The sequence below is a fragment of the Flexivirga sp. genome, assembly GCF_051955415.1.
In the GTDB taxonomy this organism is placed as follows: Bacteria; Actinomycetota; Actinomycetes; order Actinomycetales; family Dermatophilaceae; genus Flexivirga.
In genome coordinates this window covers 1-26,688 of record NZ_JBQCGS010000077.1, presented here as the reverse complement: position 1 = coordinate 26,688, position 26,688 = coordinate 1, and the positions used below count along the sequence as shown (strand labels likewise).

Genomic DNA, 26,688 nt, shown 5'->3' with positions numbered 1-26,688 from the left:
GGCGTAGGGCGCTGCGCCGGCCTTGCCCCATGCCAAGCCTGAGCCATACCGCCCGGTTGGCATGGGTGAAACGGTGGCACGGATAGAATGGCCCGCGGATGAGTCGGCCGGGCGGTCGCGGCCCGAGCGATCGGGGCGAGGAAAGTCCGGACTCCGAAGGGCAAGGTGGTGGCTAACGGCCACCCGGGGTGACCCGCGGGAAAGTGCCACAGAGAACAGACCGCCTCCGGTTCGCCGGGGGTAAGGGTGAAACGGTGGTGTAAGAGACCACCAGCACGCCAGGCGACTGGCGTGGCTGGGTAAACCCCACCTGGAGCAAGATCAGACAGCGTGTGACCGAGGGCGGCCCGTCCGAGCACGCGGGTAGATCGCTGGAGGCCACCGGCAACGGTGGTCCTAGATGGATGATCGCCACGTGTCCGCCGCGTGCGGCGGGCGCCATACAAAATCCGGCTTACAGGCCGGCTCATCCACCCACCGTGCCGTGGGGCGGCGCGGAGCGACCCACCGGGACGCCGTGGACACCGAGGCGAAGGCGGTCACGAGCCGTTGATCCTGGCGCCGATCCACCAGATCGCGCCGGCGAACGTCCCGGTCGCCCCGAGAAGGATCGCGCGGAACGCGAACCTCACCGCGTGCCGGCCACTACGCGTGCGGCCGTTGATGCTCAGGACCGCGCCCAGCGCGAAGCTGAGGTAGCCGAGCAGGAGGACAGCCAGGGAGGAGCACCACGCCCACGTCAACATCTGGTTCGGGTTCCTCTTCCATGGTCGGTGGCGTGGGTCCCCTGTGGTCGTGCTGACTGGCGCCTCGATCAGTGCCGGGAATGGACAGTAGTCGACGTCGTCGTGGCTACGTGCGAGTAGGGGCGAACAGCACCTGAAACGTTGCGCGGATCAACGGTGTACGAACCGGACGCCGTGTCCAGCGGCCGTCCGGTCGCGGATCTGCGGCATGCAAGGATGTGACGCATGTTGGCATTCATCGGGCTGCTGCTCGTCATCTGGATCGTCCTTGCCGTCCTCGGTTTCGTGATCAAGGGCTTGTTGTGGCTGGCCTTCGTGGGGATCATCCTGTTCCTCGCGACGGCCGCATACGGCTGGATCAAGCGCAAGGTCTGACGACTACGGAGCAGCGCCCCACCTGGCCGATTCCGGTCGGGTGGGGCGCTTCGCTGTCCCGGCCCGGTCGGGTGCCGGCGCTGCTCGGGAGATCGGTACGTGGCGGGTTCGGAGGCAGTTCCCAGCCGGTGTTCCTAGCATCCGGCCATGGGGCTGTTCCGACATCACGCGCCGGCGCCGGACGTGTGTGACCGGTGCGGTCACATCGCGGGCATGCACGTGAACACCGTGCTGGGCTGTCGGCAGTGCGACTGCCCGCGCAGCCCCGGGCAGGTGCTGCGGCACATCGACCCGGACGGGACGGTGGGGGGACCGACGCCGCACGGCCGGTAGCGCCGAACGCTCCGCCATGATGGGCCGTATGACGCCTCGCGACCGCTCCTCGCTCTGGCGACAGGTCGCGGCCACGACGTCCGTGCCGCACGCCCATGCCCACGCCGACTCCCGGCATCGCCGACCGTTGTGGGATGCGCTGACGGCCGGCTTCACCAGTCTCGAGGTGGACGTCTGGGTGGTCGGTGGCCGGATCCTCGTCGGGCACAGCGCGCCGAGCCCGCTGCGGAGCCTGCGCCGGCTCTACCTCGACCCGCTGGCCGCGATGATCCGCGAAACCGGTTGCGTGCACAGCGATTCCAGTGAGCCGATCACGCTGCTGCTCGACGTCAAGAGCAATCCGCGCAGGGCGCGGCCGGTCATCGAGGCGACGCTGCGGCGCTACTCCGACCTGGTCAGTTCCTGGCAGGACGGGCGGTTCGCGGCCGCCGGCGTCACGGTGATCGTCAGCGGAACCCTCTCCGAGCAGCTGTATGACGCCCCACACCGCTGGACCGGTGTCGACGGTCGGGTTCGACGCACCGGTCTCGATGTCACGGCGGACCTGATGCCGTTGCGCAGCGACTGCTGGCCCGAGCTCTTCTCCTGGCGGGGCGTCGGGCAGATGCCGGCCGATCAGCGTGTGCGGCTGGACCGGATGGTCGCCGACGCACACTCCCGCGGCCAGCGGGTGCGCTTCTGGGACACCCCCGACCGGCCGGGACCTGCCCGGGACACACTCTGGGCGACGCTGCTGGATGCCGGTGTGGACCATCTCGACACCGACGACCTCAGCGGCGCGCGCGACTTCCTGAGGGCCCGTGCGCCCCGACGACGTGGCTAGGTGGGAAAGTCACCAGGATGTCTCGCGCGGCCGGCCCTCGTCGTACCCGCTGGCACTCTGCACGCCGACCAGTGCGCGCTCGCGGAACTGCGCGATGCTGCGGGCGCCGGCGTAGGTGAAGCTGGACCGCACCCCGGCAATGATCGAGTCGATCAGGTCCTCGACACCCGGACGTGCCGGGTCCAGGAACATCCGCGAGGAGGAGATGCCCTCCTCGAACAGCGCGGACCGTGCGCGGTCGAACGCGCTGCGCGCCTGCGTCCGCCCACTGACGGCACGCGCACTCGCCATACCGAACGACTCCTTGAACAGGCGCCCGTCGGCGTCGGTGTTGAGGTCGCCCGGGCTCTCCCAGGTGCCGGCGAACCACGAGCCGATCATCACCGACCCGGCACCGGCAGCCAGCGCGAGGGCCACGTCCCGCGGGTACTTCACACCGCCGTCGGCCCACACGGACGCGCCGAGTTCCGTTGCCGCGGCGGCGCATTCGAGCACTGCGGAGAACTGCGGGCGGCCGACTCCGGTCATCATCCGGGTGGTGCACATGGCACCCGGTCCGACGCCGACCTTGATGATGTCGGCGCCCGCGGTGGCCAGATCGCGCGCCCCGTCGGCGGTCACCACGTTGCCTGCGGCGACCGGGACGCGGTTGCCGACCTGGGCTGCGTGCTCGTCGCGGACGGCCCGGACGACGGCGAGTGCGTCGATCATCTTGTCCTGGTGGCCGTGCGCGGTGTCGACCACCAGCACGTCGGCGCCGGCGTCGAGCGCGGCGGCCGCCTTGGCCCGCACGTCGCCGTTGATGCCGATGGCGACGCCGATGCGCAGCCGGCCGTCGGCGTCCACTGCCGGCCGGTAGATCGTCGAGCGCAGGATGACCTGCCGGGTGAGCACCCCGGCGAGTTCGCCGTCGCGCACGACCGGCGCGAGCTCGAAGTGGTGCTCGGTGAGGGAGTCGAAGACCGCACCGAGGTCGTCGCCGTCCTTGACGGTGAACAGGTCGCGGGTCATCACCTCGCCGACGGTGGCGAAGCGGTCGACCCGCCGGGAATGCCGCTCGGTCACCAGCCCGACCGGTGCCCGCAGGTCATCCACCACGACGGCGGTGCGGTGTGCGCGCTTGCCGATGAGCGCCAGCACATTGCCGACCGGTTCGTCGGGGCGCACGGTCACCGGCGTCTCGTAGACCGTGTGACGCGACTTCACATACCCGACCGTCTCGCGCATCGCGTGCTCCGGGATGTCCTGCGGCAGCACCGCGATCGCGCCGCGCCGCGCGATGGTCTCGGCCATCCGGCGCCCGGAGATCGCGGTCATGTTCGCCACGACGAGCGGAATGGTGGTGCCGACCCCGTCCGGGGTGGTCAGGTCGACGTCGAGGCGGCTGCTCACCGAGGAACGGGAGGGCGCCATGAAGACGTCGTTGTAGGTCAGGTCGTATGCCGGGCGGTCGCCGAGGAACTTCACGTTCGGCCATGCTACGTGTGATCGTCCCGCGCGTCATACCGTGAGAGGCATGCAGATCACACATCTTGGTCATTCCTGCCTGCTCGTCGAGGTCGCCGGACGCCGGGTCCTGCTCGATCCGGGCACGTTCTCCTCGTTCGAGGGCGTCGAGGGCCTGGACGCGGTGCTGATCACCCACCAGCACTTCGACCATCTCGACCCGGATCGCGTGCCGGTGTTGCTGGAGCGCAACCCGCACGCCGTGGTGCACGCGGACCCGGAGTCGGTGCGACTGCTCGCCGACAAGGACATCCCGGCCCGTCCGACGGTGGACGGTGAGCCGTTCTCGTTCGGGGACCTCACGGTGACGCCGGTCGGCGCGCAACACGCGGTGATCACCGAGTACGTCCCGCGCATCGCCAACGTCGGGCTGGTGTTGCGCGCGCCGGGCGAGCCCTCGCTGTTCCACCCCGGCGACGCGCTGGACGCGGAGGTCCCGGCGGTCGACCTGCTGGCCGTGCCGGTCAGTGCACCGTGGTGTGCGGTGAAGGAGACCGTCGAGTTCGTCCGACGCATCGCACCGACAGCGGTCGTGCCGATCCACGATGGCCTGCTGACCGATCCCGGCCGTGGCGTCTACCTGCACCACATCACCGAATTCGGGCGCGACGGCGGCGTACCCGTGCGGGACCTGCGCGGCGCCGGTGCCGTGACGGTCTGAGCGAAGCAGGCCGTCCGGCCCCGGGTACCTTGGTGGCCGTGAAGCTGCGAGTGACCACCTGCCATGACCGTGACACCTGGGACCGCGCCGTTCTGTCCGCTGGGGGTCACCCGCTGCAGCTGTGGGGATGGGGCGAGGTCAAGTCACGTTACGCGTGGACGGCCGACCGGCTGTTCGTCCAGGACGCGCAGGGCCGCCAGGTCGGGGCGGCCCAGGTGCTCCACCGCCGGTTGCCGCCGCCGTTCAGGTCCCTCGCCTACATCCCGCGCGGCCCGGTCGCCGTCGAGGGCGACCGGGCGGCCGTGCTCACCGCGCTGGCCGACCACGTCAAGGGCACCCGAGGCTCGATCGCGCTGAGCATCGAGCCGGATTGGGCCGATCCGCAGTCGCCGCTGCCCAAGGGCGTCGACGACGAGGAGATCGCCCGCATTCAGCAGTCACCCCCGACCGGCTGGCTGGCGTCGGTCGCCGGTGCTGGATTCCGCCGCAGCGCCAACACCGGCCTGATCCCGCGCACCCTGGTCGTCGACCTGACACCGGACGAGGACGACATCCGGGGGGCCTTCAACTCCAGCACCCGGCAGAACGTCCGCAAGTCGTTCCGCGCCGAGGGTGTCCGCTTCGGCCTGGTCACCTCCGATGCCGACCTGGAGCAGGTGCTGGCGATCAACAAGGAGACCGGCCGGCGCGCCGGCTTCGCGGTGCACGACGACAGCTACCATCGCGCGATCCGTGACCTGATGGGGGAGCGCTCCCAACTCCTCGCCGCCTGGGAGGGCGACGACCTCGTGGCGTTCGTCTGGCTGGTCGTCTCCGACACCACGGCCTTCGAGCTGTATGGCGGGGTCTCCCCGCGCGGCATGAAGCTGCGGCTCAACTACGGCCTGAAGTTCCACGCGATGCAACACGTGAAGGCGCAAGGCGTGGCGCGGTACGACTTCAACGGCCTGCTCAATGACGGCATCTCCGACTTCAAGCGACAGTTCAGCAAGCACGAGGACCTGCTGATCGGCACCTGGGACAAGCCGCTGTCGCCGCTCTACCCGGCGTTCGCGACGGCGCTGCCGACGGTGCGGCACGCGCTCAAGCGCGGTCTGCCGGCCCTGCGCGCGACGGCCCGTGACCCGAAATCGGCACTCGACCGGGTGGCCGGCACCGTCCGCCGGCGGGGCGACACCAAGCCCTGAGCCGGCAGTCCTGAGCTACAGCCGCTGCTGCTTGAGGGTCGCCGCGTGATCGGCCAGCCACGCCGCACCGACGATGCCGGCCGCGTTGCGCAACTGCGCCGCGACGATCGGCGCGCGCAGGTGCAGCAACGGCAGGAACTTGTCGGCCTTCTTCGAGATGCCACCGCCCACGACGATCAGGTCCGGCCAGAGCAGGTCCTCGATGTGGCTGTAGTAGCGCTGCAGGCGCTGGGCCCATTGCTCCCAGGACAGGTCCTCCAGGACGTGAGCGCTCTCGGCGGCCTTGGTCTCGGCGTCGTGGCCGTCGATCTCCAGGTGGCCCAGCTCGGAATTGGGCAGCAACTGCCCGTCGACCAGGAGCGCGGAGCCGATGCCGGTGCCGAGGGTCGACACCAGCACAGTGCCCTCGGTGTTGCGTGCCGCACCGAAGCGCAACTCGCCGACACCGGCTGCGTCCGCATCGTTGACGACCGTCACGTACCTGCCCAGCCGTCTGCTCAGCAGGTCCTCGACGTTGGTGCCGATCCACGAACTGTCAATGTTCGCAGCGGTCCTCACCACGCCGTGAGTCACCACACAGGGCAGGGTGATGCCGATCGGCTGGCCGTCGATGTCGTCGGCGAACTTGTCGGCGATCTGCTCGATCACCTCGGCCACCGCGTCCGGCGTGGACTCCTTGGGGGTGTCGATGCGCAACCGGTCCTTGGCGAAGGCACCCTTGTCCAGATCGACCGGAGCTCCCTTGATGCCGGTGCCGCCCACATCGATGCCCAGCGGGTAGGTGGTGGTCATTTCTTTCCAGGCTCCTTCGCGACTGCTGCTGTGACCAAGACCTTATGGCACGGTCAGGATCTCCGGCCCGCTGTCGGTGATCAGCACGGTGTGCTCGAACTGCGCGGACCGTCGCAGGTCCCGGGTGGCGACGGTCCATCCGTCGTCCCACAGGGTCCAGTCCGCGGTGCCCAGATTGAGCATCGGCTCGACGGTGAACGTCATACCCGGCTCGATCACGTCCGCGTGCGCCGGCGCGGCGTCGTAATGGGGGATGACCAGTCCGGAGTGGAAGACCGGGCCGACACCATGTCCGGTGTAGTCGCGCACCACGCCGTACCCGAACCGCTGGGCGTACTTCTCGATGACCCGGCCGATGACGTTGACGGCCCGCCCGGGCAGCGCCGCCTTGATGCCGCGCAGCATCGCCTGCTCGGTGCGTTCGACCAGCAGCCGTGACTCCTCGTCGACGTCCCCGACCAGGAAGGTCGCGCAGTTGTCGCCGTGGGCGCCGTCCTTGTATGCCGTGACGTCGATCTTGACGATGTCGCCGTCCGCCAGCGGCCGGTCGTCGGGTATGCCGTGACAGACGATCTCGTTGACGCTGGTGCACAAGGATTTGGGGAACCCGCGATATCCGAGCGTCGACGGATAGGCACCGTGGTCGAGCATGAACTCGTGACCGATCCGGTCGAGCTCGTCGGTCGTGACCCCGGGACGGACGGCGGCACCGGCGGCCTGCAGCGCCTGCGCAGCGATGCGGGCGGCCACCCGGATCCGGTGGATCAGCTCCGGGTCCCGGACCTCCGGGCGGGTGAACGGCGCCGGCGCCGGCCGACCGACGTATTCGGGCCGGTCGATGATGGCGGGGACGGCACGGCGCGGGCCGATGCGACCGGCTCGCACCGGTGGGCTGGTGACGGACATAGGGTGCAGTCTAAGGAGCGAAGACCCGACCATCACGACGACGGAGCCGCACCGTGGCCTACTGGTACAACGTGGACAGCAACAAGGTCGAGCAGGACGGCGAGACCGACCCCAAGGCCAACCTGCTGGGTCCCTACGAGACCGAGGCCGAAGCCCGCAACGCGATCCAGCACGCGGCCGAGCGCACGGCCGCCTGGGACGCCGAGGACAAGGAATGGAACGGCGACAACTGACCGAGCGACGCGTGCGCGTCATACCCCGTTGCTGAAGCCCTACCGCGCGCTGCTCGCCACCCCGGAGGCCGCGCGCTTCCTCGTCGGGTCGTTGATCGCCCGTCTCGGCGGGGCGATGTTCGGTGTGGCCGTGGTGGCGATGGTTGCCGGGCGCAGCGGCTCCTACTCGCTCGCCGGGGCCGTCTCCGCGGTCGGCCTGATCATGCTGGCCGCCACTGCCGCCGGCGTCGGCCGGATGGTCGACCGATTCGGGCAGCGCCGGGTGACCGTGCCGCTCGCCCTGTGGGGCGTGTGCTGGGACGCGGTCCTGGTCGTCGTGTCCATGTCCGGTGCGCCGCACTGGATGCTGTTCGTGGCCTACCCCCTGTCGGCGGTCGTGGCCGCCCCCGACGCGATGAGCCGGGCCCGCTGGGTCCACCTGCTGGCCGGCCAGCCGGAGCGGTTGCACACCGCCATGTCGCTGGAGCAAGTGCTCGACGAGTTCGCGTTCGTCGTGGGGCCGGCGGTCGCGGTGCTGCTGGCGACGACCGTGACGCCGGAGGCCGGCTTCATCGCCGCGGCCGTCCTCTACGCCGTCGGGTCGCTGCTGTTCGTCAGTGCGCGTGCCAGTGAACCCCCGGTCCAGCCGCCGGGGAGCGGGGTGGCGGCAGGCGTCATACGCAATCTGCCGGTGCTGGTGGTGGCGCTCATCATGGTGCTGACCGGCGGCATCCTCGGCGCGAACGACGTGGTCACCCTGGCGTTCTCCGCGGAGCGCGGGCACAAGGACCTCGCCGGGCTGATCCTCGCGCTGTTCGCTCTCGGATCCGGTTGCGCCGCAATAGTTTTCGGCGCACGGGAGATGAAGGGTTCGCTGTCGCGGACCCTGCTGCTCGGCACCGTGGCGATGTGCGTCCTGGAGGCGCCGATCCTGCTGGTGGACAACCTCGTGGCGCTCGCGGTGGTGCTGCTGATCGCGGGCGCTGCCACCGCGCCCACGCTGATCACCTCGATGAAGCTGGCCCAGACGCTCGTGCGGCCCGGGCAGGTCAACGAGTCGATGGGGGTCGTTTTCACCGGGCTGCTCATCGGCGTCGCGGCCGGATCGGCGATCAGCGGCGCGGTCATCGAGCGGTGGAACGCTCACGTCGCGTATGCCGTGCCCGTGCTGTCCGGGGTCGGCGCGATCGCACTGGCCGCGTTGGCGTTCCGTCTGTTGCAGCGGACCGCCCCGCCGGCACCTCCGGCCGAGATTCAGCTGTCCGGCTGACCCGCGAGCGGTCCGGTGGTCTTGCGCACGATCAGATGCGTCTCCAGCTGGAACGGGTGCGAGAACGCGTCGGGGTCGTCGGCGAGCGTCAGCACCCGCTCGACCGCGACCTTGCCCATCTCGACCAGCGGCTGATAGACGGTGGTCAGCGGGATCGGCGCCCAACGGGCCATCAGGGTGTCGTCGAAGCCGACCACCGACAGGTCGCCCGGGACCGTCATACCGCGTTCCATCGCTGCGCGCAGGGTACCCAACGCACTGGCGTCGCTGGAGGCGAAGATCGCCGTCGGGGGATCGGGCAACGCCAGCATGGCGTGTGCGGCGTGCAGGCTCGGCTCGACGGCATACACGTCGCCGAGGACGAGTGCGGGGTCGAAGTCGATCCCGGCATCGGTCAGCGCGCTGGTGTAGCCGTGCAGTCGCTCGCGGGCCGGTTGCGAGGTCGGTGGGCCGTTGAGGAAGCCGATGCGGCGGTGCCCGAGGTCGAGCAGGTGCTGGGTCGCCTCCCGGCCGCCGGCCCAGTTGGTCGCCGCGACGGTCACCACCGACCGGGTGGTGGTGCCGATCGGGTCGACCACCACCAGCGCGATGCCGGCGTCGGCACACCACTGCAGCTCCAGGTCGGTCATCGGCGTCGTCACCGTCACCAGGGCGCCGATGCCGCGGGCGGCGACCGAGTCGAACCATCGCTTGGTGAGCCCCCGCGGTTGCTCGTCGGTCAGCATCCGCTCGATGACCAGCGACTGCCCCAGCCGCATGGCGGCTTCGGTGGCGCCGCTGAGCACCGACAGCGAGTAGGGGCTGATCAGGTCGTCGAAGAGGATCAGCACCGAATTGGCGCGCTGCCGGGCTCGGTGGCGTGCGTGATAGCCGAGATTGGCGGCCGACCGCAGCACCTTCTCGGAGGTCTTCGGGCTCACGTCCGGGCGGCCGTTGAGCACCTTCGACGCGGTGGACATCGACACGCCGGCGTCCTCGGCAACGGCCCGCAGCGTCGTCATGATGCGGCTCGTTCGATGTGCATGTCGCTCCCTGCTGTGCGTGGACGTTCTGGCCGAACGTTCGTCGAAACTGCTTGACCGGTGGCCCGGGCGGACTTAGATTAACCCGAACCGAAACGTTTCCGAAAGTTTCGAAGACCTGCTGAGGAGTCCGTTCATGTCCGTGTCACGTCGTCAGCTTCTGATGGGTGCGGTGGCGTTCGCACCCCTGTTCGCGCTCACAGCCTGCGGTAGCGGCGGTGGCAAGCCGGGCGGAGCGGGTTCGTCCGGTCTGTCCGCCTGGGCGCTCACCGGTGGGCCCGAGCAGGTCTTCAAGGACACCTTCGCCGCCTGGAACAAGGACAACCCGGACCACAAGTTCACCGTCCAGTACTTCGCGAACGACTCCTACAAGCAGAAGATCCGCACCAGCGTCGGGTCCGGCAACGGCCCGACGCTGATCTATTCCTGGGCGGGCGGCACGCTGCGCGACTACGTCGCCAGCAAGGACGTCGTCGACATCACCGACAAGATCCCCACGTTGACCAAGCGCGCGATCCCCTCCGTGCTCGATGTCGGCAAGGTCGACGGCAAGGTGTATGCCGTCCCGATCAACAACTCGCAGCCCGAGTTGATCTACTACAACAAGAAGCTGTTCAAGCAGGCCGGCGTCGAGGTGCCCAAGACCTTCGACGAGCTGCTCACCGCGGTCCAGAAGCTGAAGGCCAAGGGCATCCTGCCGATCGCGCTCGCCGGCCAGAGCCAGTGGCCGGAGCTGATGTGGATCGAGTTCCTGGTCGACCGGATCGGTGGCCCGGCGCCGTTCAACAAGGCGTACCAGCAGGAGAAGGGCGCCTGGTCGGACCCGGCCTTCGAGAAGGCGTTCGGCAAGCTGAAGCAACTCATCGACGCCGGGGCGTTCGGCAACAAGTTCGGCTCGGTGGTCGCCGACAACAACGCCGACGCGGCCCTGGTCTACACCGACAAGGCGGCGATGTTGCTGCAGGGCAACTGGGTCTACACGACCTTCACCACCGATGCCAAGAAGTGGGTCGAGGACGGCAACCTGGGCTGGTTCGCCTTCCCGTCGGTGGAAGGTGGCGTCGGCGACCCGAGCAACGTCTACGGCAACCCGGCCAACTACTTCTCGGTGTCCGCCAAGGCGTCCAAGGCGGACCAGGACCTGGCCGCCAAATTCCTCGACAAGTACAACCTGGACGACAAGGCGTGTCAGGAACTCATCGACATGGGCCTCATCCCCGCTGTCCAGAACATCGAGAGCAAGCTCGAGGCCAGCAAGGACAAGGACTTCCTGCTGTTCACCTACAACCAGACCAAGAATGCCAAGAGCTTCCAGCTGTCCTGGGACCAGGCACTCTCCGACGAGCAGGCACAGACCGTACTCACCAAGTTGTCCGCGTTCTTCCTCGGCCAGGCGACCGCCATGGACTTCATCACGGCGATGAACGGCACGATCAAATGAGTTCGGACGGGACTGCCGCAGCCGCGGCGGACCGTCCACGCAACGCGAGTCGGATCGCCGGCCGGAACGCCCGTCGCGGAGCCGGCCGCGGTACGGGACGAGGTCCGAGTCTGTGGATGCTGGCCCCGGCCATGGCGTTCTTCGCGTTCTTCGGACTGGTGCCGCTGGTCGGCACCCTGGTGCTGTCCTTCTTCGACTGGAACGGCCTGGGCACCCCGGCCTTCTCCGGGCTGGACAACTGGACGTCGGTGCTGCAGCAGAGCTCGATGTACCACGCGCTCTGGCTGACGATCCTGATGTGCATCGCGACCTTCGTCGTGCAGTTCCCGCTGAGTCTGTTGATCGGCGTCTTCATGGCCGGCCGGCAGCGCTATCGGGCGGTGCTGGCGGTGCTCTACTTCCTGCCGCTGCTGTTCTCCGCGACCGCCATCGGCATTGCGTTCAAGAACCTGCTCGATCCCAACTTCGGGCTGTCGAACGCGCTGCATTTTGGTCTGCTGCAACAGGATTGGCTCGGTTCGCCGACGCTGGCGTTCTGGGTCGTGATCGCCGTGGTGTCGTGGTGCTTCATCCCGTTCCACTCACTGCTCTACCAGGCCGGGGCGCGGCAGATCCCGCAGTCGCTCTACGAGGCCGCCCAGCTGGACGGTGCCGGCCGGGTCCGCTGCTTCTTCAGCATCACCCTGCCGCAGCTGAAGTACACGATCGTAACCAGTACGACGCTGATGATCGTGGGCACGTTGACGGCCTTCGACCTCATCTACGTGATGACCAACGGCGGCCCCGGGGACGCAACGCGCATCCTGCCGGTCGACATGTACCTGCAGGGTTTCAAGAGCAATGACATGGGAGTCGCCAGTGTGATCGCGGTGATCCTGATCGTCCTCGGACTGACCTTCTCGCTGGTGCTGAACCGGTTGAGCGGATCGGACCGCATGGAGAGCCAGATGGAGGGCATGTGATGGCGCGCGCGGTCACGACACGGCAGCGGCCCAACGTCTTCGGCGGTGTGCTCGGATTCGTCTGGCTGATCCTCACGATCGGCCCGATCTACTACGTGGTGATCACCAGCCTGAAGTCACAGGCCGATTACTACAGCTCCAACGCCCTGGGCATCCCGACCGATCCGACGCTGCGTGCCTACCGGACGGTGCTGCACAACGACTTCCTGCGCTACTTCGTCAACAGCCTGCTCGTGGCCGTGGTCACAGTGGTCGTGGTGGTGGCGATCTCGCTGATGGCCAGCTACGTCATCGTGCGCCGCTCCTCGCTCATCGCCCGTATGTCGCAACGCGTCTTCCTGCTCGGGATCGCCATCCCGATCCAGGCGACGATCGTGCCGGTCTACTACCTGATCGTGCAGCTCGATCTCTACGACACCCTGCCGGCGCTGATGCTGCCGGGCATCGCATTCGCGATCCCGATCACCGTGCTGATCCTGGTCAACTACCTGCGCGACATACCCGCCGAACTCTACGACTCGATGCACGCGGACGGCGCGAGCGACTGGCGCACTTTCGTCAGCCTGGTGCTGCCCCTGTCGAAGCCCGCGATCACGACGGTCGCGATCTACGACGCGCTCAACTGCTGGAACGGATTCCTCTTCCCGTTGATCCTCACCCAGAGCGAGAACGTGCGCACCTTGCCGTTGTCGCTATGGAGCTACCAGGGCGAGTTCAACTCGGACATCCCCGCCGTGCTCGCGGCGATCGTGTTGTCCTGCCTGCCGATCCTGGCGGCATACATCATCGGGCGTCGCCAACTGGTCGCCGGCCTCACCGCCGGCTTCGGAAAGTGAACCATGACTTCAGAACAGACGGTGGGGATGGCCTCCCTGCCCTGGAACGACACGACACTGCCGGTCGAGGACCGCGTCGCGGCGCTGCTCGGCGAGCTGACAGTCGCTGAGAAGGCGGCCCAACTCGGCTCCTACTGGCCACGACCGCAAGAGGATTCGGCAGACGGTGACGTCGCGCCGATGCAGTCGGCCTTCGAGGAGGGGCGCCGCGATCTGGCCGGGACGGCGCGGGACGGCCTCGGCCACCTGACGCGCGTCTTCGGCTCCGGACCGGTGGACCCGGCCACGGGCGCACAACGGTTGCGTGAGCTGCAGCGGTACGTCGTCGACCATCAGCGGCTGGGCATCCCGGCGATCGCCCACGAGGAGTGCCTCACCGGGTTCACCACGCTCGGGGCCACCTGCTATCCCGCCGCCATCGCCTGGGGCGCATCCTTCGAACCCGAGCTGGTGGCGGCGATGGCGACGCGAATCGGCAATGACATGAAGGCTGTCGGGGTGCACCACGGCCTGTCCCCGGTGCTGGACGTGGTGCGTGACTACCGCTGGGGGCGGGTCGAGGAGACGATGGGGGAGGACCCGTATCTGACCGGCACCCTGGGCGTGTCCTACGTGCGTGGACTGCAGGACGCCGGAGTCATCGCCACCCTCAAGCACTTCGCCGGGTATGCCGCCTCCCGCGCCGGGCGCAACCACGCACCGGTGTCGATCGGGCCGCGTGAGTTCGAGGACGTCATCCTGGTGCCGTTCGAGATGGCGGTCCGGCTCGGCGGCGTGGAGTCGGTCATGAACTCCTATGCCGACGTGGACGGCGAACCACCCGCGGCGTCATACCGCTTGTTGACCCAGATCCTGCGCGATCGTTGGGGATTCGAGGGCACCGTGGTGTCCGATTACTGGGCGGTGACCTTCCTGCAGTCGATGCACCGCGTGGCGGAGACCAGGGACGACGCCGGCGTCCTGGCACTGAGCGCCGGGATGGACGTCGAGCTGCCCGAGACCAGTGCCTTCTTCGGCCTGGCCGACGCGGTGCGGTCCGGCCGTCTCGCCGAAGACGTGCTGGACCGGGCCGTGGCGCGGGTGATGCGGCACAAGATCACCCTCGGCCTGCTCGACCCCGACTGGGTCGCGGCGCCGCCGACGGCCGACCGGGTGGAGCTCGACAGCGCCGGCAACCGGGCACTGGCCCGCACCCTGGCGGAGCGGTCGATCGTCCTGGTGCGCAACGAGAATCACGCGCTGCCACTGACGGCCGGCGCCCAGCGAGTCGGTGTGATCGGACCCTCCGCGGTGCAGGCCCGCACCTACCTCGGGTGTTACACCTTTCCCAACCACGTGTTGTCCCGCTTCGAGGAGCACGGCGCCGGCATCGACCTGCAGACGTTGGTCGACGCCCTGGATGCCGAGCTGCCGCAGGCGACGCTGCGGCACGCACGCGGTGTCGACTTCACCGACCTCGATCTGTCCGGTGTGCCGGAGGCGCTCGAGGTCGTCCGCGACAGCGACGTGGTCGTGCTGGCCGTCGGCGATCTGGCGGGGCTGTTCGGCAGGGGCACGTCGGGCGAGGGCTGCGACGTGGTCGATCTCGCCCTGCCCGGTGCGCAGCCGCAGTTGGTCGATGCGGTGCTCACCGAGGCGCAGCGGCTGGGTGTCCCGGTCGTCCTGGTCCTGATCACCGGACGTCCTTACGCGGTGGGCGATTTCGTCGACCGGACGGCCGCGATCGTGCAAGCCTTCATGCCCGGTGAGGAGGGTGGTGCTGCCATCGCCGGCGTGCTCTCCGGACGAGTCAACCCGAGCGGCAAGCTCTCGGTCGGACTTCCGGCGCTCCGCGGCGGGCAGCCCGGCACCTATCTGGGACCGCCGTTGGCGATCAGCGACGACGGCGTCTCCAACCTCGACCCGCAGCCGGCGTACCCCTTCGGTCACGGACTGAGCTACACCACCTTCGAGGTCGCCGACCTCGGCGTGTCCGCAGACTCCATGCCGGCGGACGGCACCGTGCTGGTGAGTGCGACCGTTCGCAACACCGGTGATCGGGCCGGTGCGGAGGTGGTCCAGCTCTATCTGTCGGATCCGGTGGCGCAGGTGGTCCGGCCGACCCGCTGGCTCAGCGGGTTCGCCAAAGTCGACCTCGCGCCCGGTGCGGCAGCGCGCGTCACCTTCGAGGTGCACGCCGACCGCACATCCTTCATCGGCCTGGCCGGCCACCGCATCGTCGAGCCGGGCGACGTCGAGATCGCGCTCGGCACGGCCAGCGACGCGTTGCCGCTCACCGGACGGTTCCGCATCGACGGCGCGGTCCGGGAGGTCGGCGAGGGACGGGTGCTGCACACCCCGGCGACCGTCGTCCCGGCACCGCACTGACGTCATACACACTTGTTCTGATCACTCACCAGGAAGCAGGCATCCCCATGGCACTCACCCCGACCCCCGACGACAAGTTCTCCTTCGGCCTGTGGACGGTCGGCTGGACCGGCGTGGACCCGTTCGGCACGGCGTCCCGCGAGCCCCTCGAACCGTGGGACTACGTCAAGCACTTGGCCGACCTGGGCGTCTGGGGCATCACCTTCCACGACAACGACGTCTTCGCGTTCGACGCCGACGAGGCGAGCAAGCGCTCCCGGATCGAGCAGTTGAAGAAGTCCAGCGACGCGGCCGGCATTACCATCGAGAAGGTCACGACCAACAAGTTCACCCACCCGGACTTCATGGACTGCGGGCGTACCCGCAACGACCGCGGCGTCCGCCGGTTCGGACTGCGCAAGATCCTCGGCGCGGTCGACATCGCGGCCGAGTGCGGCGCGCAGACGTTCGTCATGTGGGGCGGCCGGGAAGGTGCCGAGTACGACGGCAGCAAGAACGTGTATGCCGCCCTCGAGCGCTACAAGGAGGGCATCGACACGGTCGCGGCATACATCAAGGACAAGGGCTACGACCTGCGAATCGCCTTGGAGCCCAAGCCGAACGAGCCGCGTGGTGACATCTTCCTGCCCACCGTCGGGCACGCGCTGGCGTTCATCGCCGAGCTCGACAACGGCGACATCGTCGGGCTCAACCCGGAGACCGGTCACGAGCAGATGGCCAACCTCAACTACAGCCACCAGCTCGCGCAGGCACTGTGGAGCGGCAAGCTGTTCCACCTCGACCTCAACGGTCAGCGCGGCCTGAAGTACGACCAGGACCTGGTCTTCGGGCACGGCGACCTGCTGTCGGCGTTCTTCACCGTCGACCTGTTGGAGAACGGCTTCCCGGGCCAGCCGGACGCGCCGCGGTACACCGGCCCCCGGCACTTCGACTACAAGCCGTCACGCACCGAGAACATGCAGGGCGTATGGGATTCGGCCGCGGCCTGCATGTCGACCTACCTGCACCTGGCGGAGAAGGCTCGGGCGTTCCGGGCGGACCCGCGGGTCGCGGAGGCGATGGAGTATGCCGGCGTGACCGCGTTGCAGGAGCCGACGCTGGCGGCAGGTGAATCGCTCGCCGACTTCCTGGCGGCGGACGACGACTTCGACGTCCAGCAGGCGGCGGAGCGTGACTACGGCTTCGTGAAGCTGAACCAGCTCGCGGTCGAGCACCTCACCGGTCGCTGAGGTCGTGCCGACGGCGCCGTTCGTCGACAGAATGACGCGGCGTCGTCGGGCCCGCTGGGGCAGCTCGCGGGGCTATGCCGTGGCCGCGGACCGGTCCCGCCGCGTCGGATGGACCGCTCGACCGCGCAGGGCGACCACCGAGGCGACGACCACGACGGACTCGCTGATCACGGACACCACGCCCAGCGGCTCGAACCAGTTGCCGACATCGTCGGCGAGCATCGGGAACGCCACGATCCGGGTGGCGGCATACCCGATCACGGCCAGGCCGCACGTCAGGACCGACAGCGCGTAGACACGCGGCGCGTCGTGCACCAGCAGGGTTGCGGCCAGCACGACGCACGCGACCGTCAGCACGATGAACAAGGCGCCCATGTAGGGCGCCTCGTCCAGGTGCGGCGCGATTACCGGCACGTGCGCGCACGCGGCGACGAGCGCGGCCGCCACGACCAGCAGGCGCAGCGGGGACCGCAGCGGCCTGCCCAGGAAACGGTCGATCATGACGAACCCCTTGTGTTCGGTGAGTGGAGCGAAGTCACCGGTGATTCGTCGCCGACGACGATCCGGATGGGCACGGACGCGGGTGGCACTCGGTCGCGGAGACGGCCGAAGTCATTAGACTGGCTAACAATGAGTGAGATGCCGGAGTTCGACCTGAAACGACTGGCGATCCCGGCATACGCTCCGTCGCTGCTCTTCGGAGTGGCCGAGGGCGCCATGCTCCCCGTGGTCCCGTTGTCGGCGCGCGAGCTGGGCGGCTCGGTGGCGACCGCCGCGCTGATGGTCACCCTGCTGAACATCGGCTCGCTGCTCTTCAATGTCCCGAGCTCGATGATCACCGCCAAGTACGGCGAACGCCACGCGATCATCGGCGCCTCGATCGTCGGTGTGCTGGCGGCTGCCCTGTGCATGACCGCGAACACCGTGTGGCTCTTCGGTGCCGGCGCCTTCCTCATGGGCGTCAGCGGCTCCGTCTTCATGCTCGCGCGGCAGAGCTACCTGACCGAGGCGGTGCCGGCGCGCTATCGCGCCCGAGCGCTGTCGACGCTCGGGGGAGTGATGCGCGTCGGCATGTTCCTCGGTCCGTTCGTGGGCGCGGCCGCGATGGGGCTGTGGCGCCTGCACGGCGCGTATGCCGTCTGTGTCGTGGCGCTCGCCGTCGCCGGCCTGGCGGGGGCCACCCTGCAGGATCTGCCGGCCGCCGCCGGCGCGGAGGGGACGACGGCGGCCAGCGCCACCGTGCGCGGGGTGGCCCGGGACTACAAGCACATCTTCCTGACCGTCGGCATGGGCATCCTGCTGGTCGCGATGATCCGTGCCACCCGGCAGGCGGTGATCCCGCTGTGGGCGGAGCACCTCGGGTTGTCGCCGCAGACCATCTCGGTGATCGCCGGCATCGCCGGGGGCGTCGACATGCTGGTGTTCTACCCGGCGGGGAAGGTCATGGACCTGTTCGGCCGACGCTGGGTGACCGTGCCCTCGATGCTGGTGATGGGGTTGTCCATGATGGCCATCCCGCTCACCCACGGCGCCGTCCTGCTCTGCGTCGTCGCGTGCGTCCTCGGCTTCGGCAACGGCATCGGATCCGGCATGGTGATGACGCTCGGGGCGGACTTCTCACCATCCGTGGGGCGGGCGCAGTTCCTCGGGATCTGGCGGGAACTCTCCGACGCCGGCGCAACGGTCGGGCCGGCCGTGCTGTCTGTGGTCACCGCGGCGGCCGCGCTGGCCGCCGGGATCGTGGTCTCCGGTGCGTTCGGCCTGCTCGCCGCCGCGGTCATGTGGTGGTCGGTCCCCACCAAGGGAGCCGGACCACAAACCCGTCAGGACTCGAAACTCTGCTCCGCGGAGGGGAACTCGCCGGACGCGACCTCGCGAGCGTAGTCCTGTGCGGCACGGCCGAGTTCGCCGCGCAGGTCGGCATACTTCTTGACGAACCGCGGTGCCTTCCCGCCGCGCAGGCCGGCCATGTCCTGCCAGACGAGCACCTGTGCATCGCAATCCGGACCGGCGCCGATGCCAATGGTGGGGATGGCGAGCGCCTCGGTGACCTTCCGTGCGGCCGGGGCCGGAACCATCTCCAGCACGATTGCGAAGCAGCCGGCGTCCTGCAGCGCCAGCGCGTCCTCCAGCAGGCGTTCGGCGCCCTCGCCGCGGCCCTGGACGCGGTAGCCGCCCAGCACGTGCTCGCTCTGCGGGGTGAACCCGATGTGGCCCATGACCGGGATACCGGCGCGGACGAGGAGTTCGACCTCGGGCACCATCGGTTTGCCACCCTCGAGCTTGACGGCGTGCGCCAGCCCCTCCTTCATGAAGCGGGCAGCGGTCTCCAGCGCCTGCTGCGGACTGGCCTGGTAGGAGCCGAACGGAAGGTCCGCCACCACCATCGCGTGCGAGGTCGCCGTGCTCACCGCCCGCACGAGCGGCAGCAGGTGGTCGACGGTGACCGGCACGGTGGTCTCGAAGCCGAAGACGTTGTTGCCGGCCGAGTCGCCGACCAGCAGCACCGGGATGCCGGCCTCGTCGAAGATCTCGGCGGCATACATGTCGTATGCCGTCAGCATCGCCCACTTCTCGCCCCGGGCCTTCTTCGCCTGCAGGTGAGGGACGCGGACCCGGCGCTGCGGGGCGGCCTGTGCGCCGGTGCCGTAGGGCGCGCTGACTTCTGAGGATGTGTCGGTCATGGCGTCGACCCTATCGGCGCGCGAATCCTCAACGGCAGGTAAAGCGCATGCATGGAAACATTAAAAGAACCTGGAGATGGCCCGCAAATACGCCCAGAAATGGGCAGGCTGACTGCGGCCCGCCGCACACCCCGTTCGCGGCGGCCGTTTCACATCGAGGTCCGGGCACGTAGCTCGCTGAGTGCCGTCCACCTCGCAGGAGAGCCTCACAGGAGGAACAAGTGACCACACGCGTCTTCAAGGCGGTCGCCGGAACGACGGCATTCGCCGCCACCGCGTCGTTCGCCATCGTCGGCCTGACCCAGCCGGCTCATGCACAGGTGGTGCCCCCGGCCGGACCCGGCCTCAGCCACCGCGCGGACAACCTGCCCAACCCCCGGGCAGAACAACAGGCGGCCGAGCGCACGGCTGCGGTCAACAAGCTCGTCAAGGGCGAGGCCGAGGTCAAGACGATCGACGGCAAGAAGGTCATCGAGCTGCAGGCGCCGGAGTCGGCCGCCCACGCCAAGAAACGCGGCAAGGGCACCACACCCAAGAAGGGCAAGTACGTCCAGTACGACCCCAACCAGTCGACCAAGATCTTCACCACGCTGGCCGAATTCGGCACCCAGACCAAGCCGCAGACCGGTGGTGCCGCGGGTCCGCTGCACAACCAGATCCCCAAGCCGGACCGCAGCACCAACAACTCGACCTACTGGGTCGACGACTTCAACCAGGCGCACTACAACGACCTGTTCAACGGTGACGGCGAGTCGTTCCGCAACTTCTACAAGGATCAGTCGCAGGGCCGGTTCGAGGTCGACACGACCGTGAGCGACTGGGTGCAGGTGCCCTACAACGAGGCGCGCTACGGCCACAACCCGGTCAAGGGTGACGGCACCAGCGAGGCCGAGGGCTACTGGGCGTTCGTGAAGGATTCGCTGACCGCTTGGTACAACAAGCAGATCGAGTCCGGTAAGACCAAGGCGCAGATCACCGAGGAACTCAAGCAGTTCGACACCTGGGACCGTTACGACTACGACGGTGACGGCGACTTCAACGAGCCCGACGGTTACATCGACCACTACGAGGCACTGCACGCCGGCGAGGGCGAGGAAGCCGGCGGCGGCGCCGAGGGCGCCGACGCCATCTGGTCGCACCGCTGGGCGGTGCAGACCGGCTACGGCACCTCGGGCCCGGCCGGCAACAAGTCCGGCGGTGTCCAGATCGGCGACACCGGCATCTGGGTGCAGGACTACACCACCGAGCCGGAGAACGGCGGCCTGGGCGTGTTCACCCACGAGTTCGGTCACGACCTGGGACTGCCCGACCTCTACGACACCACCAACAAGGGTGACAACACCGTCGGCTTCTGGAGTCTGATGAGCAGCGGCTCATGGCTCAACCACGGCAAGGACGCGATCGGCACCACGCCCGGTTACATGGACGCCTGGTCCAAGGTCCAGCTCGGCTGGAGCGACCTGCAGACCGTGCAGTACGGCAAGGACACCGAGGTCCACCTCGGCCCGGCCGACCTGGACAACCGCAAGGAGCCGCAGGCGGTCGCGGTCAGCCTGCCGGACAAGAAGATCACCACCGACTACAACACCCCGAAGTCCGGCACACATGAGTGGTGGAGCGGCAGCGCCGACAACCTCAACACCACGTTGTCCCGCCAGATCGACCTGACCGGTGCCAAGTCGGCTTCGGTGTCCGCCGCGGCGTGGTACGACATCGAGCAGGACTACGACTTCCTCTACGGCCAGGTCTCCACCGACGGCGGGTCCACCTGGACCACCGTCGGCGACGGAGTCACCGGCTCCCACAAGTCGTGGACCTCGGTGAGCTTCGACCTGACTCCGTATGCCGGCAAGAAGGTCCTCTTCCGGTTCGCATACCAGACCGACGGTGGGGTCCACTACGACGGCGCCTTCCTGGACGACCTCGCGGTGACGGTCGACGGTGTGACCACCACCGACGACGTGGAGTCGGCCGACTCCGCGTGGACGGCCGACGGGTTCACCCGGATGACCGGCAGCAACACCGTCACCAAGTCGCACTACTACCTCGCCGAGTCCCGTCGTTACTCCGGTTACGACGACACGCTGAAGACCGGTCCGTACAACTTCGGTTTCAGCGACAAGCCGGACTGGGTCGAGCACTACCCCTACCAGGACGGTCTGCTGGTCTGGTATGTCGACAACGAGTACGAGAACAACAACACCACGGTCCACCCGGGCCGCGGTCTCGTGCTGCCGGTCGACGCGCACCCGGTCCCCGTCGTCTGGAAGACCGGTGAGGTCGCCTCCAACCGGATCCAGAGCTACGACTCGACATTCGGCCTGCACAAGACCGACAAGTTCACGTTGCACCGCAAGGGCACGTCGCTGGACATGCCCAAGCAGGCAGGCAACCGGATGTTCGACGACAGCCGGACCGACGCCTACTGGTCCAGCCAGAACCCCACCGGTTCGGTGAAGGTCGCCGGCAGTGGCACGCAGATCATCGTCAAGCACAAGCAGGGTGACGGTCTGCTGCTGAACGTGAAGTTCCGCAAGTAGGGCCCGGACGAACCCACAGCACGCTGGTCGAGTGGCCCCTGCGCCGCTCGACCAGCGTGCTTTCGTATGTGCGGGTGGCAAGACCTCCGGCGCGTTGATGAGGCAGGATTCTGTTCATGGATCGACAGCAGGAATACGTGCTTCGCACGATCGAGGAACGCGACATCCGGTTCATCCGCCTGTGGTTCACCGACGTGCTGGGCACGCTGAAGTCGGTGGCGGTCGCGCCCGCCGAGTTGGACGGTGCGTTCGCCGAGGGCATCGGCTTCGACGGCAGTGCCATCGAGGGTCTGGCACGGGTCTACGAGTCCGACATGCTCGTCCTGCCGGACGCCGACACGTTCCAGGTGCTGCCCTGGCGCGGTGAGAACCCCGGCACCGCCCGGATGTTCTGCGACATCCGGCTGCCCGACGGGTCGGCCAGCATGGCCGACCCGCGCTACGTGCTGCAGCGCGCACTGGCCAAGGCCGCCGACAAGGGGCTGACCTTCTACACCCATCCGGAGATCGAGTTCTACCTCTTCGAGAAGGACCTCCAACCCGGCCGGCCGCCGGTGCCGGTCGACAATTCCGGCTTCTTCGACCACGTGCCGCACGGCACCGGGCACGACTTCCGCCGGTCGGCCATCTCGCTGCTGGAGCAGATGGGGATCTCGGTGGAGTTCTCCCACCACGAGGCCGGGCCCGGTCAGAACGAGATCGACCTGCGCTACGCCGATGCGCTCACCACGGCCGACAACATCATGACGTTCCGCACCGTCATCAAGGAGGTCGCGCTCGAGCAGGGCGTCTTCGCCTCGTTCATGCCCAAGCCGTTGGCCGATGCGCCGGGCTCGGGCATGCATACCCACGTGTCGCTCTTCGAAGGCGACCGCAACGCCTTCTTCGAGGCCGGCGCGCCATACCAACTGTCCACGACCGCAAGACGTTTCATCGCAGGGATCCTGCGGCATGCGGGTGAGATCAGCGCGGTCACCAACCAGTGGGTCAACTCCTACAAGCGGATCTGGAGCGGGGCGGAGGCGCCGCCCTACGTCTGCTGGGGGCACAACAACCGCAGCGCGATGGTGCGGGTGCCGATGTACAAGCCGTCCAAGGGGCAGAGCTCACGGATCGAGGTCCGCTCACTGGATTCGGCCGCCAACCCCTACCTCGCGTACGCCGTGGTGCTCGCCGCCGGCATGAAGGGCGTCGACGAGGGTTACGAACTGCCCCCGGAGGCCGAGGACAACGTGTGGGCGCTGACCGACCGAGAGCTGCGCGCCATGGGGATCGACCCGTTGCCGGCGTCCCTGGACCACGCGATCCACCTGATGGAGCACAGCGAACTCGTCGCGGACACCCTCGGCGAGCACGTCTTCGACTTCTTCCTGCGCAACAAGCGCGCCGAGTGGGCCGCCTACCGCGACCAGGTGACGCAGTACGAACTGGATCGCTATCTGGGCACGCTGTGAGGGAGACGGGAGTCGGCTCCCGACCCGTGCTCGCCCGCGCCGGTTTCACCGAACCCGAACGTGCGCAAGCGATGGTGGCCGAGTTGCGGGTCGCACCGGCTCTGGTCGAAGCGGCTGTCGCCTCCCTGGCGCAGGCCGCCTCGCCCGACCATGCCCTGCTGGGGCTGGTGCGTCTGGGTGAAGTGCTTCCCGACTCCGAGACCGACACGTTCGCAACGCTGTTCGCCGATGATCGGGACGGCTGGGACCGGCTGGTCCGGCTGCTCGGCGCCTCCACGGCACTGACCGACCACGTCGTCCGGCACCCCGAGCACTGGCGGGACGTGCTGGCCGCTCAGGTGCGCGATCGGGACGCCCTCTACGCCGCTCTGTCCGACGCGGTCGCAGACGCCACCGGCCTGCAGGCGTATGACGCGCTGCGCGTCGCCTACTACCGGCAGCTGCTGCAGATCGCGGCGATCGACCTGACCGGCGATCCGATCGAACACTTCCCGCGGATCTCCGAGGCCCTCTCGGAACTGGCCGGGGCCGCTGTCGCAGCGGCGCTGCGCATCGCGCGCACCACGGTCGAGGACGCGGACAGGTGCCGGTTGACGGTCATCGGAATGGGCAAGTGCGGCGGCCGGGAACTCAACTACATCAGCGACGTCGACGTGATCTTCGTGGCCGAGCCCGCCGATGGTGTCGAGGAGGCCGACGCGCTCACGGTCGGCAACAGGCTGGCCACCGAGGTGATGCGCGCCTGTTCGGAGCCGACGGGGGAGGGGGCGCTGTGGCCGGTCGACCCGGCGCTGCGTCCGGAGGGCAAGCAGGGTCCGCTGGTGCGCACCGTCGAGTCGCATCGTGCCTACTACGAGCGCTGGGCCAAGACCTGGGAGTTCCAGGCGCTGCTCAAGGCACGACCCATCGCCGGAGACGAGCAGACCGGTGCGGCATACCTGTCCGCGATCCGGCCGCTGATCTGGCGCGCCGCCGACCGCGACCACTTCGTCGAGGACGTGCAGGCCATGCGCCGGCGGGTGGAAGACCATGTGCCGCACGGAGAGTCCGGCCGGCAGCTCAAGCTCGGTCCCGGCGGCCTGCGGGACATCGAGTTCAGCGTGCAGCGGCTGCAGTTGGTGCACGGACGCACCGACGACCGGCTGCGGGACCGCGGCACCCTGGCCGCGATCGCCGCACTGTCGGCCGGCGGATACATCGGGCGGGTGGACGCTCGCGAGCTGGACCAGGCCTACCGCCAGCTGCGCGTGCTCGAGCACCGCATCCAGTTGTCCCGGATGCGCCGCACACATTTGATCCCGACGAGTTCCACCGAGTTGCGCATCCTCGGACGATCCGTCGGGCTGCGCGCCAACCCCGAGACCGACGTGGTCAAGCAGTGGCGCGAACGTGCCGCGCAGGTGCGCCGGCTGCACGAGCGGATCTTCTACCGGCCGTTGCTCTCCGCGGTCGCCAACCTCTCCCGCGACGACGCCCGGCTGACCCCGGAGAGTGCGCAGGATCGCTTCGCGGCGCTGGGTTTTCGCGATGCGAAGGGCGCTGTGCGGCACCTCGAGGCGCTGACGGCGGGGGTGAGCCGCCGGGCCGCCATACAACGCACGTTGCTGCCGGTGATGCTGCAGTGGTTCGCCGAGGAGGTCGACCCCGACCTCGGACTGCTGGCCTTCCGCAAGCTGAGTGATGCGCTGGGCACGACGCACTGGTTCCTGAAGATGCTGCGCGACGAGGGTCGTGCCGCCGAGACCCTCGCCAAGTCCCTGGCCAGCAGCCGGTATGTCGGTCAGCTGCTGGAGAACGCCCCGTCCGCCGTGCGCGTCTTCGGGTCCACGCACGCGCAACAGCCGCTGACCAGGGATCAGCTGCTGACCGCGATGCGGGCAGCGGTCGACCGCCAACCGGACGACGACGACGCAGCACTGTTGGCGATCCGGTCGGCCCGACGCACCGAACTCATCCGGATCGCCGTCGCGGACCTGACCGGCAACCTCGAGCTCGACGCCGTCGAGCGGGCGCTGACCGACCTGGCCGCCGCCACCCTGCAAGGAACACTCGAGCTCGCCGTCCGGCATGTCGAGAAGGAAAGCGGCGCAACGCTTTCCACTCGCATCACGATCATCGGGATGGGCCGGCTCGGTGGCGCCGAGATGGGCTATTCGTCGGACGCGGACGTCATGTTCGTGCACGACCCGCTGCCGGACGCCGACCCGCAACTGGCGCAGAACCAGGCCGAGGAAGTCGTCACCTACCTGAAGAACGGCCTGAGCGCCGGCGGACCGGACCCCGCCCTCGTGGTCGACGCCGACCTGCGACCGGAGGGCAAGGCCGGGCCGATCGTGCGCACTCTCGCCTCGTATGCGGCCTACTACGAGCGGTGGTCCGAGGGATGGGAGGCCCAGGCGCTGCTGCGTGCCTCGCCGATCGCCGGTGACGAGGAGCTGGGGGTGCGCTTCACCGGGCTCATCGACCCGCTGCGCTGGCCGGAGGGCGGCATCGACGAGAAGGCGGTGCGCGCCATACGCATGCTGAAGGCGCGGATGGAAGCCGAACGCCTGCCGCGCGGCGGCGACCTGCGCACCCACTTCAAGCTGGGCCGCGGCGGCCTCTCCGACGTCGAGTGGACCGTCCAGCTCGCGCAACTGCAGCACGCCCACGAGATCCCGCAGCTGCGGCACACCGGCACCACGACGCCGCTGCGCGCGATGGCGCAACACGGCCTGATCGACGTGCCGGACGCGGCGTTGCTGCGCGAGTCCTGGACCTTGGCCAGCCGGTTGCGCAACGCGTCGGTCCTGTGGCGGGGGCGTCCGGTCGACTCGCTTCCGGGTTCGCTGGCCGACGCGGACGGCATTGCTCGGATCCTCGGCTCACCCGTCGGCTCGGGTTCCGAGCTCTCCGAACGCTATCTGCGCGTGTCCCGCCGGGCGCGCGACGTCGTGGAGCGGGAGTTCTACGGTACCGATCCCGACGCCGACCGGGACGTGGACCCCACCCGCTGACGGCCGCCGATCGGGCCGAGGCGCCCGTGAATGGTCAGCTCGGTGGTGAGCAGGACCGAGATCGCCTGCGCCACGAGCAGCGCCACCAGCACCAGCAACTGGACCGCGGCCGCCTCCCACGCGCTGGCCCCGCCGAGCAGGGCGCCGACGAACGCTCCTGGCAGCGTCACCAGGCCGACGGTCCGCGTCTGGTCCATGCCCGGGATCAGCGCCAGTGCCGCGGGGGGGGGGGGGGCGGCGGCCGCCGCCCCCCCCGGGGGGGGCCCGAGGGGCGAACCCGCCGCGAACACGCCCGAGCGGGGGCGCCACCCCGCCAGGGTCCGCGTGCCGGCCCACCACGGCCCCG

24 protein-coding genes and 1 other RNA gene are annotated in these 26,688 nt (G+C 68.8%); 17 read left to right on the top strand and 8 right to left on the bottom strand.

Annotated elements, in window-relative coordinates:
• The first annotated feature begins 99 nt into the window (after positions 1-99).
• Positions 100-473: RNase P RNA component class A (gene rnpB, locus ACTHL4_RS12950), an RNA gene on the top strand.
• A gap of 66 nt (positions 474-539) precedes the next feature.
• Here the strand turns inward: rnpB and ACTHL4_RS12945 are convergent.
• On the bottom strand, positions 540-746 hold the full coding sequence (locus ACTHL4_RS12945) for a hypothetical protein (protein WP_440283180.1): 207 nt from the start codon (positions 744-746) through the stop codon (positions 540-542).
• Positions 747-971: 225 nt separating this feature from the next.
• On the opposite strand from ACTHL4_RS12945, the gene ACTHL4_RS12940 reads away from it, so the two are divergent.
• The 3 genes from ACTHL4_RS12940 to ACTHL4_RS12930 all read left to right on the top strand — a co-directional run bounded on the left by ACTHL4_RS12940 (position 972) and on the right by ACTHL4_RS12930 (position 2,277).
• Complete coding sequence (locus ACTHL4_RS12940; RefSeq protein WP_440283179.1) at positions 972-1,121, top strand: hypothetical protein; 150 nt, start codon at positions 972-974, stop codon at positions 1,119-1,121.
• Between the two features lie 147 nt (positions 1,122-1,268).
• A complete protein-coding gene (locus ACTHL4_RS12935) occupies positions 1,269-1,454 on the top strand; it encodes a hypothetical protein (RefSeq protein ID WP_440283178.1) in 186 nt (61 codons plus the stop codon).
• 28 nt (positions 1,455-1,482) lie between these two features.
• A complete protein-coding gene (locus ACTHL4_RS12930; protein WP_440283177.1) occupies positions 1,483-2,277 on the top strand; it encodes a hypothetical protein in 795 nt (264 codons plus the stop codon).
• A gap of 9 nt (positions 2,278-2,286) precedes the next feature.
• On the opposite strand, the gene ACTHL4_RS12925 is transcribed toward ACTHL4_RS12930, so the two are convergent.
• Positions 2,287-3,744: a GuaB1 family IMP dehydrogenase-related protein gene (locus tag ACTHL4_RS12925; RefSeq protein WP_440283176.1), complete on the bottom strand. Its 1,458-nt coding sequence runs from the start codon at positions 3,742-3,744 to the stop codon at positions 2,287-2,289.
• Positions 3,745-3,793: 49 nt separating this feature from the next.
• Here ACTHL4_RS12925 and ACTHL4_RS12920 point away from each other — a divergent pair, with 49 nt between their 5' ends.
• Positions 3,794-4,444: an MBL fold metallo-hydrolase gene (locus ACTHL4_RS12920; protein ID WP_440283175.1), complete on the top strand. Its 651-nt coding sequence runs from the start codon at positions 3,794-3,796 to the stop codon at positions 4,442-4,444.
• 38 nt (positions 4,445-4,482) lie between these two features.
• Positions 4,483-5,631 carry a lipid II:glycine glycyltransferase FemX gene (locus tag ACTHL4_RS12915; RefSeq protein ID WP_440283174.1) on the top strand — a complete coding sequence of 383 codons (1,149 nt, stop codon included), beginning with the start codon at positions 4,483-4,485 and terminating at the stop codon, positions 5,629-5,631.
• 15 nt (positions 5,632-5,646) lie between these two features.
• On the opposite strand, the gene ppgK is transcribed toward ACTHL4_RS12915, so the two are convergent.
• On the bottom strand, positions 5,647-6,423 hold the full coding sequence (gene ppgK / locus ACTHL4_RS12910) for a polyphosphate--glucose phosphotransferase (RefSeq protein WP_440283173.1): 777 nt from the start codon (positions 6,421-6,423) through the stop codon (positions 5,647-5,649).
• A 42-nt stretch (positions 6,424-6,465) separates the two neighbouring features.
• Positions 6,466-7,329, bottom strand: a complete 864-nt coding sequence (map, locus tag ACTHL4_RS12905; protein WP_440283172.1) for a type I methionyl aminopeptidase — start codon at positions 7,327-7,329, stop codon at positions 6,466-6,468.
• Positions 7,330-7,382: 53 nt separating this feature from the next.
• On the opposite strand from map, the gene ACTHL4_RS12900 reads away from it, so the two are divergent.
• The gene (locus tag ACTHL4_RS12900; protein ID WP_440283171.1) at positions 7,383-7,562 is read left to right on the top strand and encodes a methionine aminopeptidase; all 180 of its coding nucleotides are present in this window, start codon (positions 7,383-7,385) and stop codon (positions 7,560-7,562) included.
• A gap of 28 nt (positions 7,563-7,590) precedes the next feature.
• The gene (locus tag ACTHL4_RS12895; protein ID WP_440283170.1) at positions 7,591-8,811 is read left to right on the top strand and encodes an MFS transporter; all 1,221 of its coding nucleotides are present in this window, start codon (positions 7,591-7,593) and stop codon (positions 8,809-8,811) included.
• Here the strand turns inward: ACTHL4_RS12895 and ACTHL4_RS12890 are convergent.
• A complete protein-coding gene (locus tag ACTHL4_RS12890) occupies positions 8,796-9,812 on the bottom strand; it encodes a LacI family DNA-binding transcriptional regulator (protein ID WP_440283169.1) in 1,017 nt (338 codons plus the stop codon). The two genes, ACTHL4_RS12895 and ACTHL4_RS12890, sit on opposite strands and share 16 nt — an antisense overlap.
• A gap of 157 nt (positions 9,813-9,969) precedes the next feature.
• Here ACTHL4_RS12890 and ACTHL4_RS12885 point away from each other — a divergent pair, with 157 nt between their 5' ends.
• From ACTHL4_RS12885 to xylA, 5 genes are all read left to right on the top strand, one after another.
• Entirely contained in the window at positions 9,970-11,274 is a 1,305-nt protein-coding gene (locus tag ACTHL4_RS12885; protein ID WP_440283168.1) for an extracellular solute-binding protein, read from the top strand.
• A 116-nt stretch (positions 11,275-11,390) separates the two neighbouring features.
• Positions 11,391-12,236 (top strand): carbohydrate ABC transporter permease, encoded by an 846-nt coding sequence (locus ACTHL4_RS12880; protein WP_440283167.1) that lies wholly within the window; start codon positions 11,391-11,393, stop codon positions 12,234-12,236.
• Positions 12,236-13,072 carry a carbohydrate ABC transporter permease gene (locus tag ACTHL4_RS12875; RefSeq protein ID WP_440283166.1) on the top strand — a complete coding sequence of 279 codons (837 nt, stop codon included), beginning with the start codon at positions 12,236-12,238 and terminating at the stop codon, positions 13,070-13,072. Before ACTHL4_RS12880 ends, ACTHL4_RS12875 begins: the two co-directional genes overlap by 1 nt.
• A gap of 3 nt (positions 13,073-13,075) precedes the next feature.
• Positions 13,076-15,439, top strand: coding sequence for a beta-glucosidase family protein (locus ACTHL4_RS12870; protein WP_440283165.1), 2,364 nt, complete (start codon positions 13,076-13,078; stop codon positions 15,437-15,439).
• A gap of 47 nt (positions 15,440-15,486) precedes the next feature.
• Positions 15,487-16,668 carry a xylose isomerase gene (xylA, locus tag ACTHL4_RS12865; RefSeq protein WP_440283164.1) on the top strand — a complete coding sequence of 394 codons (1,182 nt, stop codon included), beginning with the start codon at positions 15,487-15,489 and terminating at the stop codon, positions 16,666-16,668.
• A 72-nt stretch (positions 16,669-16,740) separates the two neighbouring features.
• On the opposite strand, the gene ACTHL4_RS12860 is transcribed toward xylA, so the two are convergent.
• Positions 16,741-17,169: a hypothetical protein gene (locus ACTHL4_RS12860; RefSeq protein ID WP_440283163.1), complete on the bottom strand. Its 429-nt coding sequence runs from the start codon at positions 17,167-17,169 to the stop codon at positions 16,741-16,743.
• Between the two features lie 129 nt (positions 17,170-17,298).
• Here ACTHL4_RS12860 and ACTHL4_RS12855 point away from each other — a divergent pair, with 129 nt between their 5' ends.
• Positions 17,299-18,552 carry an MFS transporter gene (locus ACTHL4_RS12855; RefSeq protein WP_440283162.1) on the top strand — a complete coding sequence of 418 codons (1,254 nt, stop codon included), beginning with the start codon at positions 17,299-17,301 and terminating at the stop codon, positions 18,550-18,552.
• On the opposite strand, the gene panB is transcribed toward ACTHL4_RS12855, so the two are convergent.
• Positions 18,492-19,352 (bottom strand): 3-methyl-2-oxobutanoate hydroxymethyltransferase, encoded by an 861-nt coding sequence (panB, locus tag ACTHL4_RS12850; protein ID WP_440283161.1) that lies wholly within the window; start codon positions 19,350-19,352, stop codon positions 18,492-18,494. The two genes, ACTHL4_RS12855 and panB, sit on opposite strands and share 61 nt — an antisense overlap.
• 221 nt (positions 19,353-19,573) lie before the next feature.
• Between panB and ACTHL4_RS12845 the strand changes: the two genes are divergently transcribed.
• The 3 genes from ACTHL4_RS12845 to ACTHL4_RS12835 all read left to right on the top strand — a co-directional run bounded on the left by ACTHL4_RS12845 (position 19,574) and on the right by ACTHL4_RS12835 (position 26,342).
• Entirely contained in the window at positions 19,574-21,892 is a 2,319-nt protein-coding gene (locus ACTHL4_RS12845) for an immune inhibitor A domain-containing protein (RefSeq protein ID WP_440283160.1), read from the top strand.
• A gap of 116 nt (positions 21,893-22,008) precedes the next feature.
• On the top strand, positions 22,009-23,346 hold the full coding sequence (locus ACTHL4_RS12840; RefSeq protein ID WP_440283159.1) for a glutamine synthetase family protein: 1,338 nt from the start codon (positions 22,009-22,011) through the stop codon (positions 23,344-23,346).
• A 71-nt stretch (positions 23,347-23,417) separates the two neighbouring features.
• The gene (locus ACTHL4_RS12835; RefSeq protein WP_440283207.1) at positions 23,418-26,342 is read left to right on the top strand and encodes a bifunctional [glutamine synthetase] adenylyltransferase/[glutamine synthetase]-adenylyl-L-tyrosine phosphorylase; all 2,925 of its coding nucleotides are present in this window, start codon (positions 23,418-23,420) and stop codon (positions 26,340-26,342) included.
• Here the strand turns inward: ACTHL4_RS12835 and ACTHL4_RS12830 are convergent.
• Positions 26,294-26,632, bottom strand: a complete 339-nt coding sequence (locus ACTHL4_RS12830) for an ABC transporter permease (protein WP_440283206.1) — start codon at positions 26,630-26,632, stop codon at positions 26,294-26,296. The two genes, ACTHL4_RS12835 and ACTHL4_RS12830, sit on opposite strands and share 49 nt — an antisense overlap.
• Between the last annotated feature and the right edge of the window lie 56 nt (positions 26,633-26,688).

Coding starts and splice junctions, on each gene's coding strand:
- xylA (WP_440283164.1), top strand. CDS start 15,487: ATGGCACTCACCCCGACCCCCGACGACAAGTTCTCCTTCGGCCTGTGG.
- ACTHL4_RS12880 (WP_440283167.1), top strand. CDS start 11,391: ATGCTGGCCCCGGCCATGGCGTTCTTCGCGTTCTTCGGACTGGTGCCG.
- map (WP_440283172.1), bottom strand. CDS start 7,329: ATGTCCGTCACCAGCCCACCGGTGCGAGCCGGTCGCATCGGCCCGCGC.
- ACTHL4_RS12920 (WP_440283175.1), top strand. CDS start 3,794: ATGCAGATCACACATCTTGGTCATTCCTGCCTGCTCGTCGAGGTCGCC.
- ACTHL4_RS12835 (WP_440283207.1), top strand. CDS start 23,418: ATGGTGGCCGAGTTGCGGGTCGCACCGGCTCTGGTCGAAGCGGCTGTC.
- ACTHL4_RS12840 (WP_440283159.1), top strand. CDS start 22,009: ATGGATCGACAGCAGGAATACGTGCTTCGCACGATCGAGGAACGCGAC.
- ACTHL4_RS12940 (WP_440283179.1), top strand. CDS start 972: ATGTTGGCATTCATCGGGCTGCTGCTCGTCATCTGGATCGTCCTTGCC.
- ACTHL4_RS12870 (WP_440283165.1), top strand. CDS start 13,076: ATGACTTCAGAACAGACGGTGGGGATGGCCTCCCTGCCCTGGAACGAC.
- ACTHL4_RS12935 (WP_440283178.1), top strand. CDS start 1,269: ATGGGGCTGTTCCGACATCACGCGCCGGCGCCGGACGTGTGTGACCGG.
- ppgK (WP_440283173.1), bottom strand. CDS start 6,423: ATGACCACCACCTACCCGCTGGGCATCGATGTGGGCGGCACCGGCATC.
- panB (WP_440283161.1), bottom strand. CDS start 19,352: ATGACCGACACATCCTCAGAAGTCAGCGCGCCCTACGGCACCGGCGCA.
- ACTHL4_RS12930 (WP_440283177.1), top strand. CDS start 1,483: ATGACGCCTCGCGACCGCTCCTCGCTCTGGCGACAGGTCGCGGCCACG.
- ACTHL4_RS12885 (WP_440283168.1), top strand. CDS start 9,970: ATGTCCGTGTCACGTCGTCAGCTTCTGATGGGTGCGGTGGCGTTCGCA.
- ACTHL4_RS12945 (WP_440283180.1), bottom strand. CDS start 746: ATGTTGACGTGGGCGTGGTGCTCCTCCCTGGCTGTCCTCCTGCTCGGC.
- ACTHL4_RS12860 (WP_440283163.1), bottom strand. CDS start 17,169: ATGATCGACCGTTTCCTGGGCAGGCCGCTGCGGTCCCCGCTGCGCCTG.
- ACTHL4_RS12855 (WP_440283162.1), top strand. CDS start 17,299: ATGAGTGAGATGCCGGAGTTCGACCTGAAACGACTGGCGATCCCGGCA.
- ACTHL4_RS12875 (WP_440283166.1), top strand. CDS start 12,236: ATGGCGCGCGCGGTCACGACACGGCAGCGGCCCAACGTCTTCGGCGGT.
- ACTHL4_RS12890 (WP_440283169.1), bottom strand. CDS start 9,812: ATGACGACGCTGCGGGCCGTTGCCGAGGACGCCGGCGTGTCGATGTCC.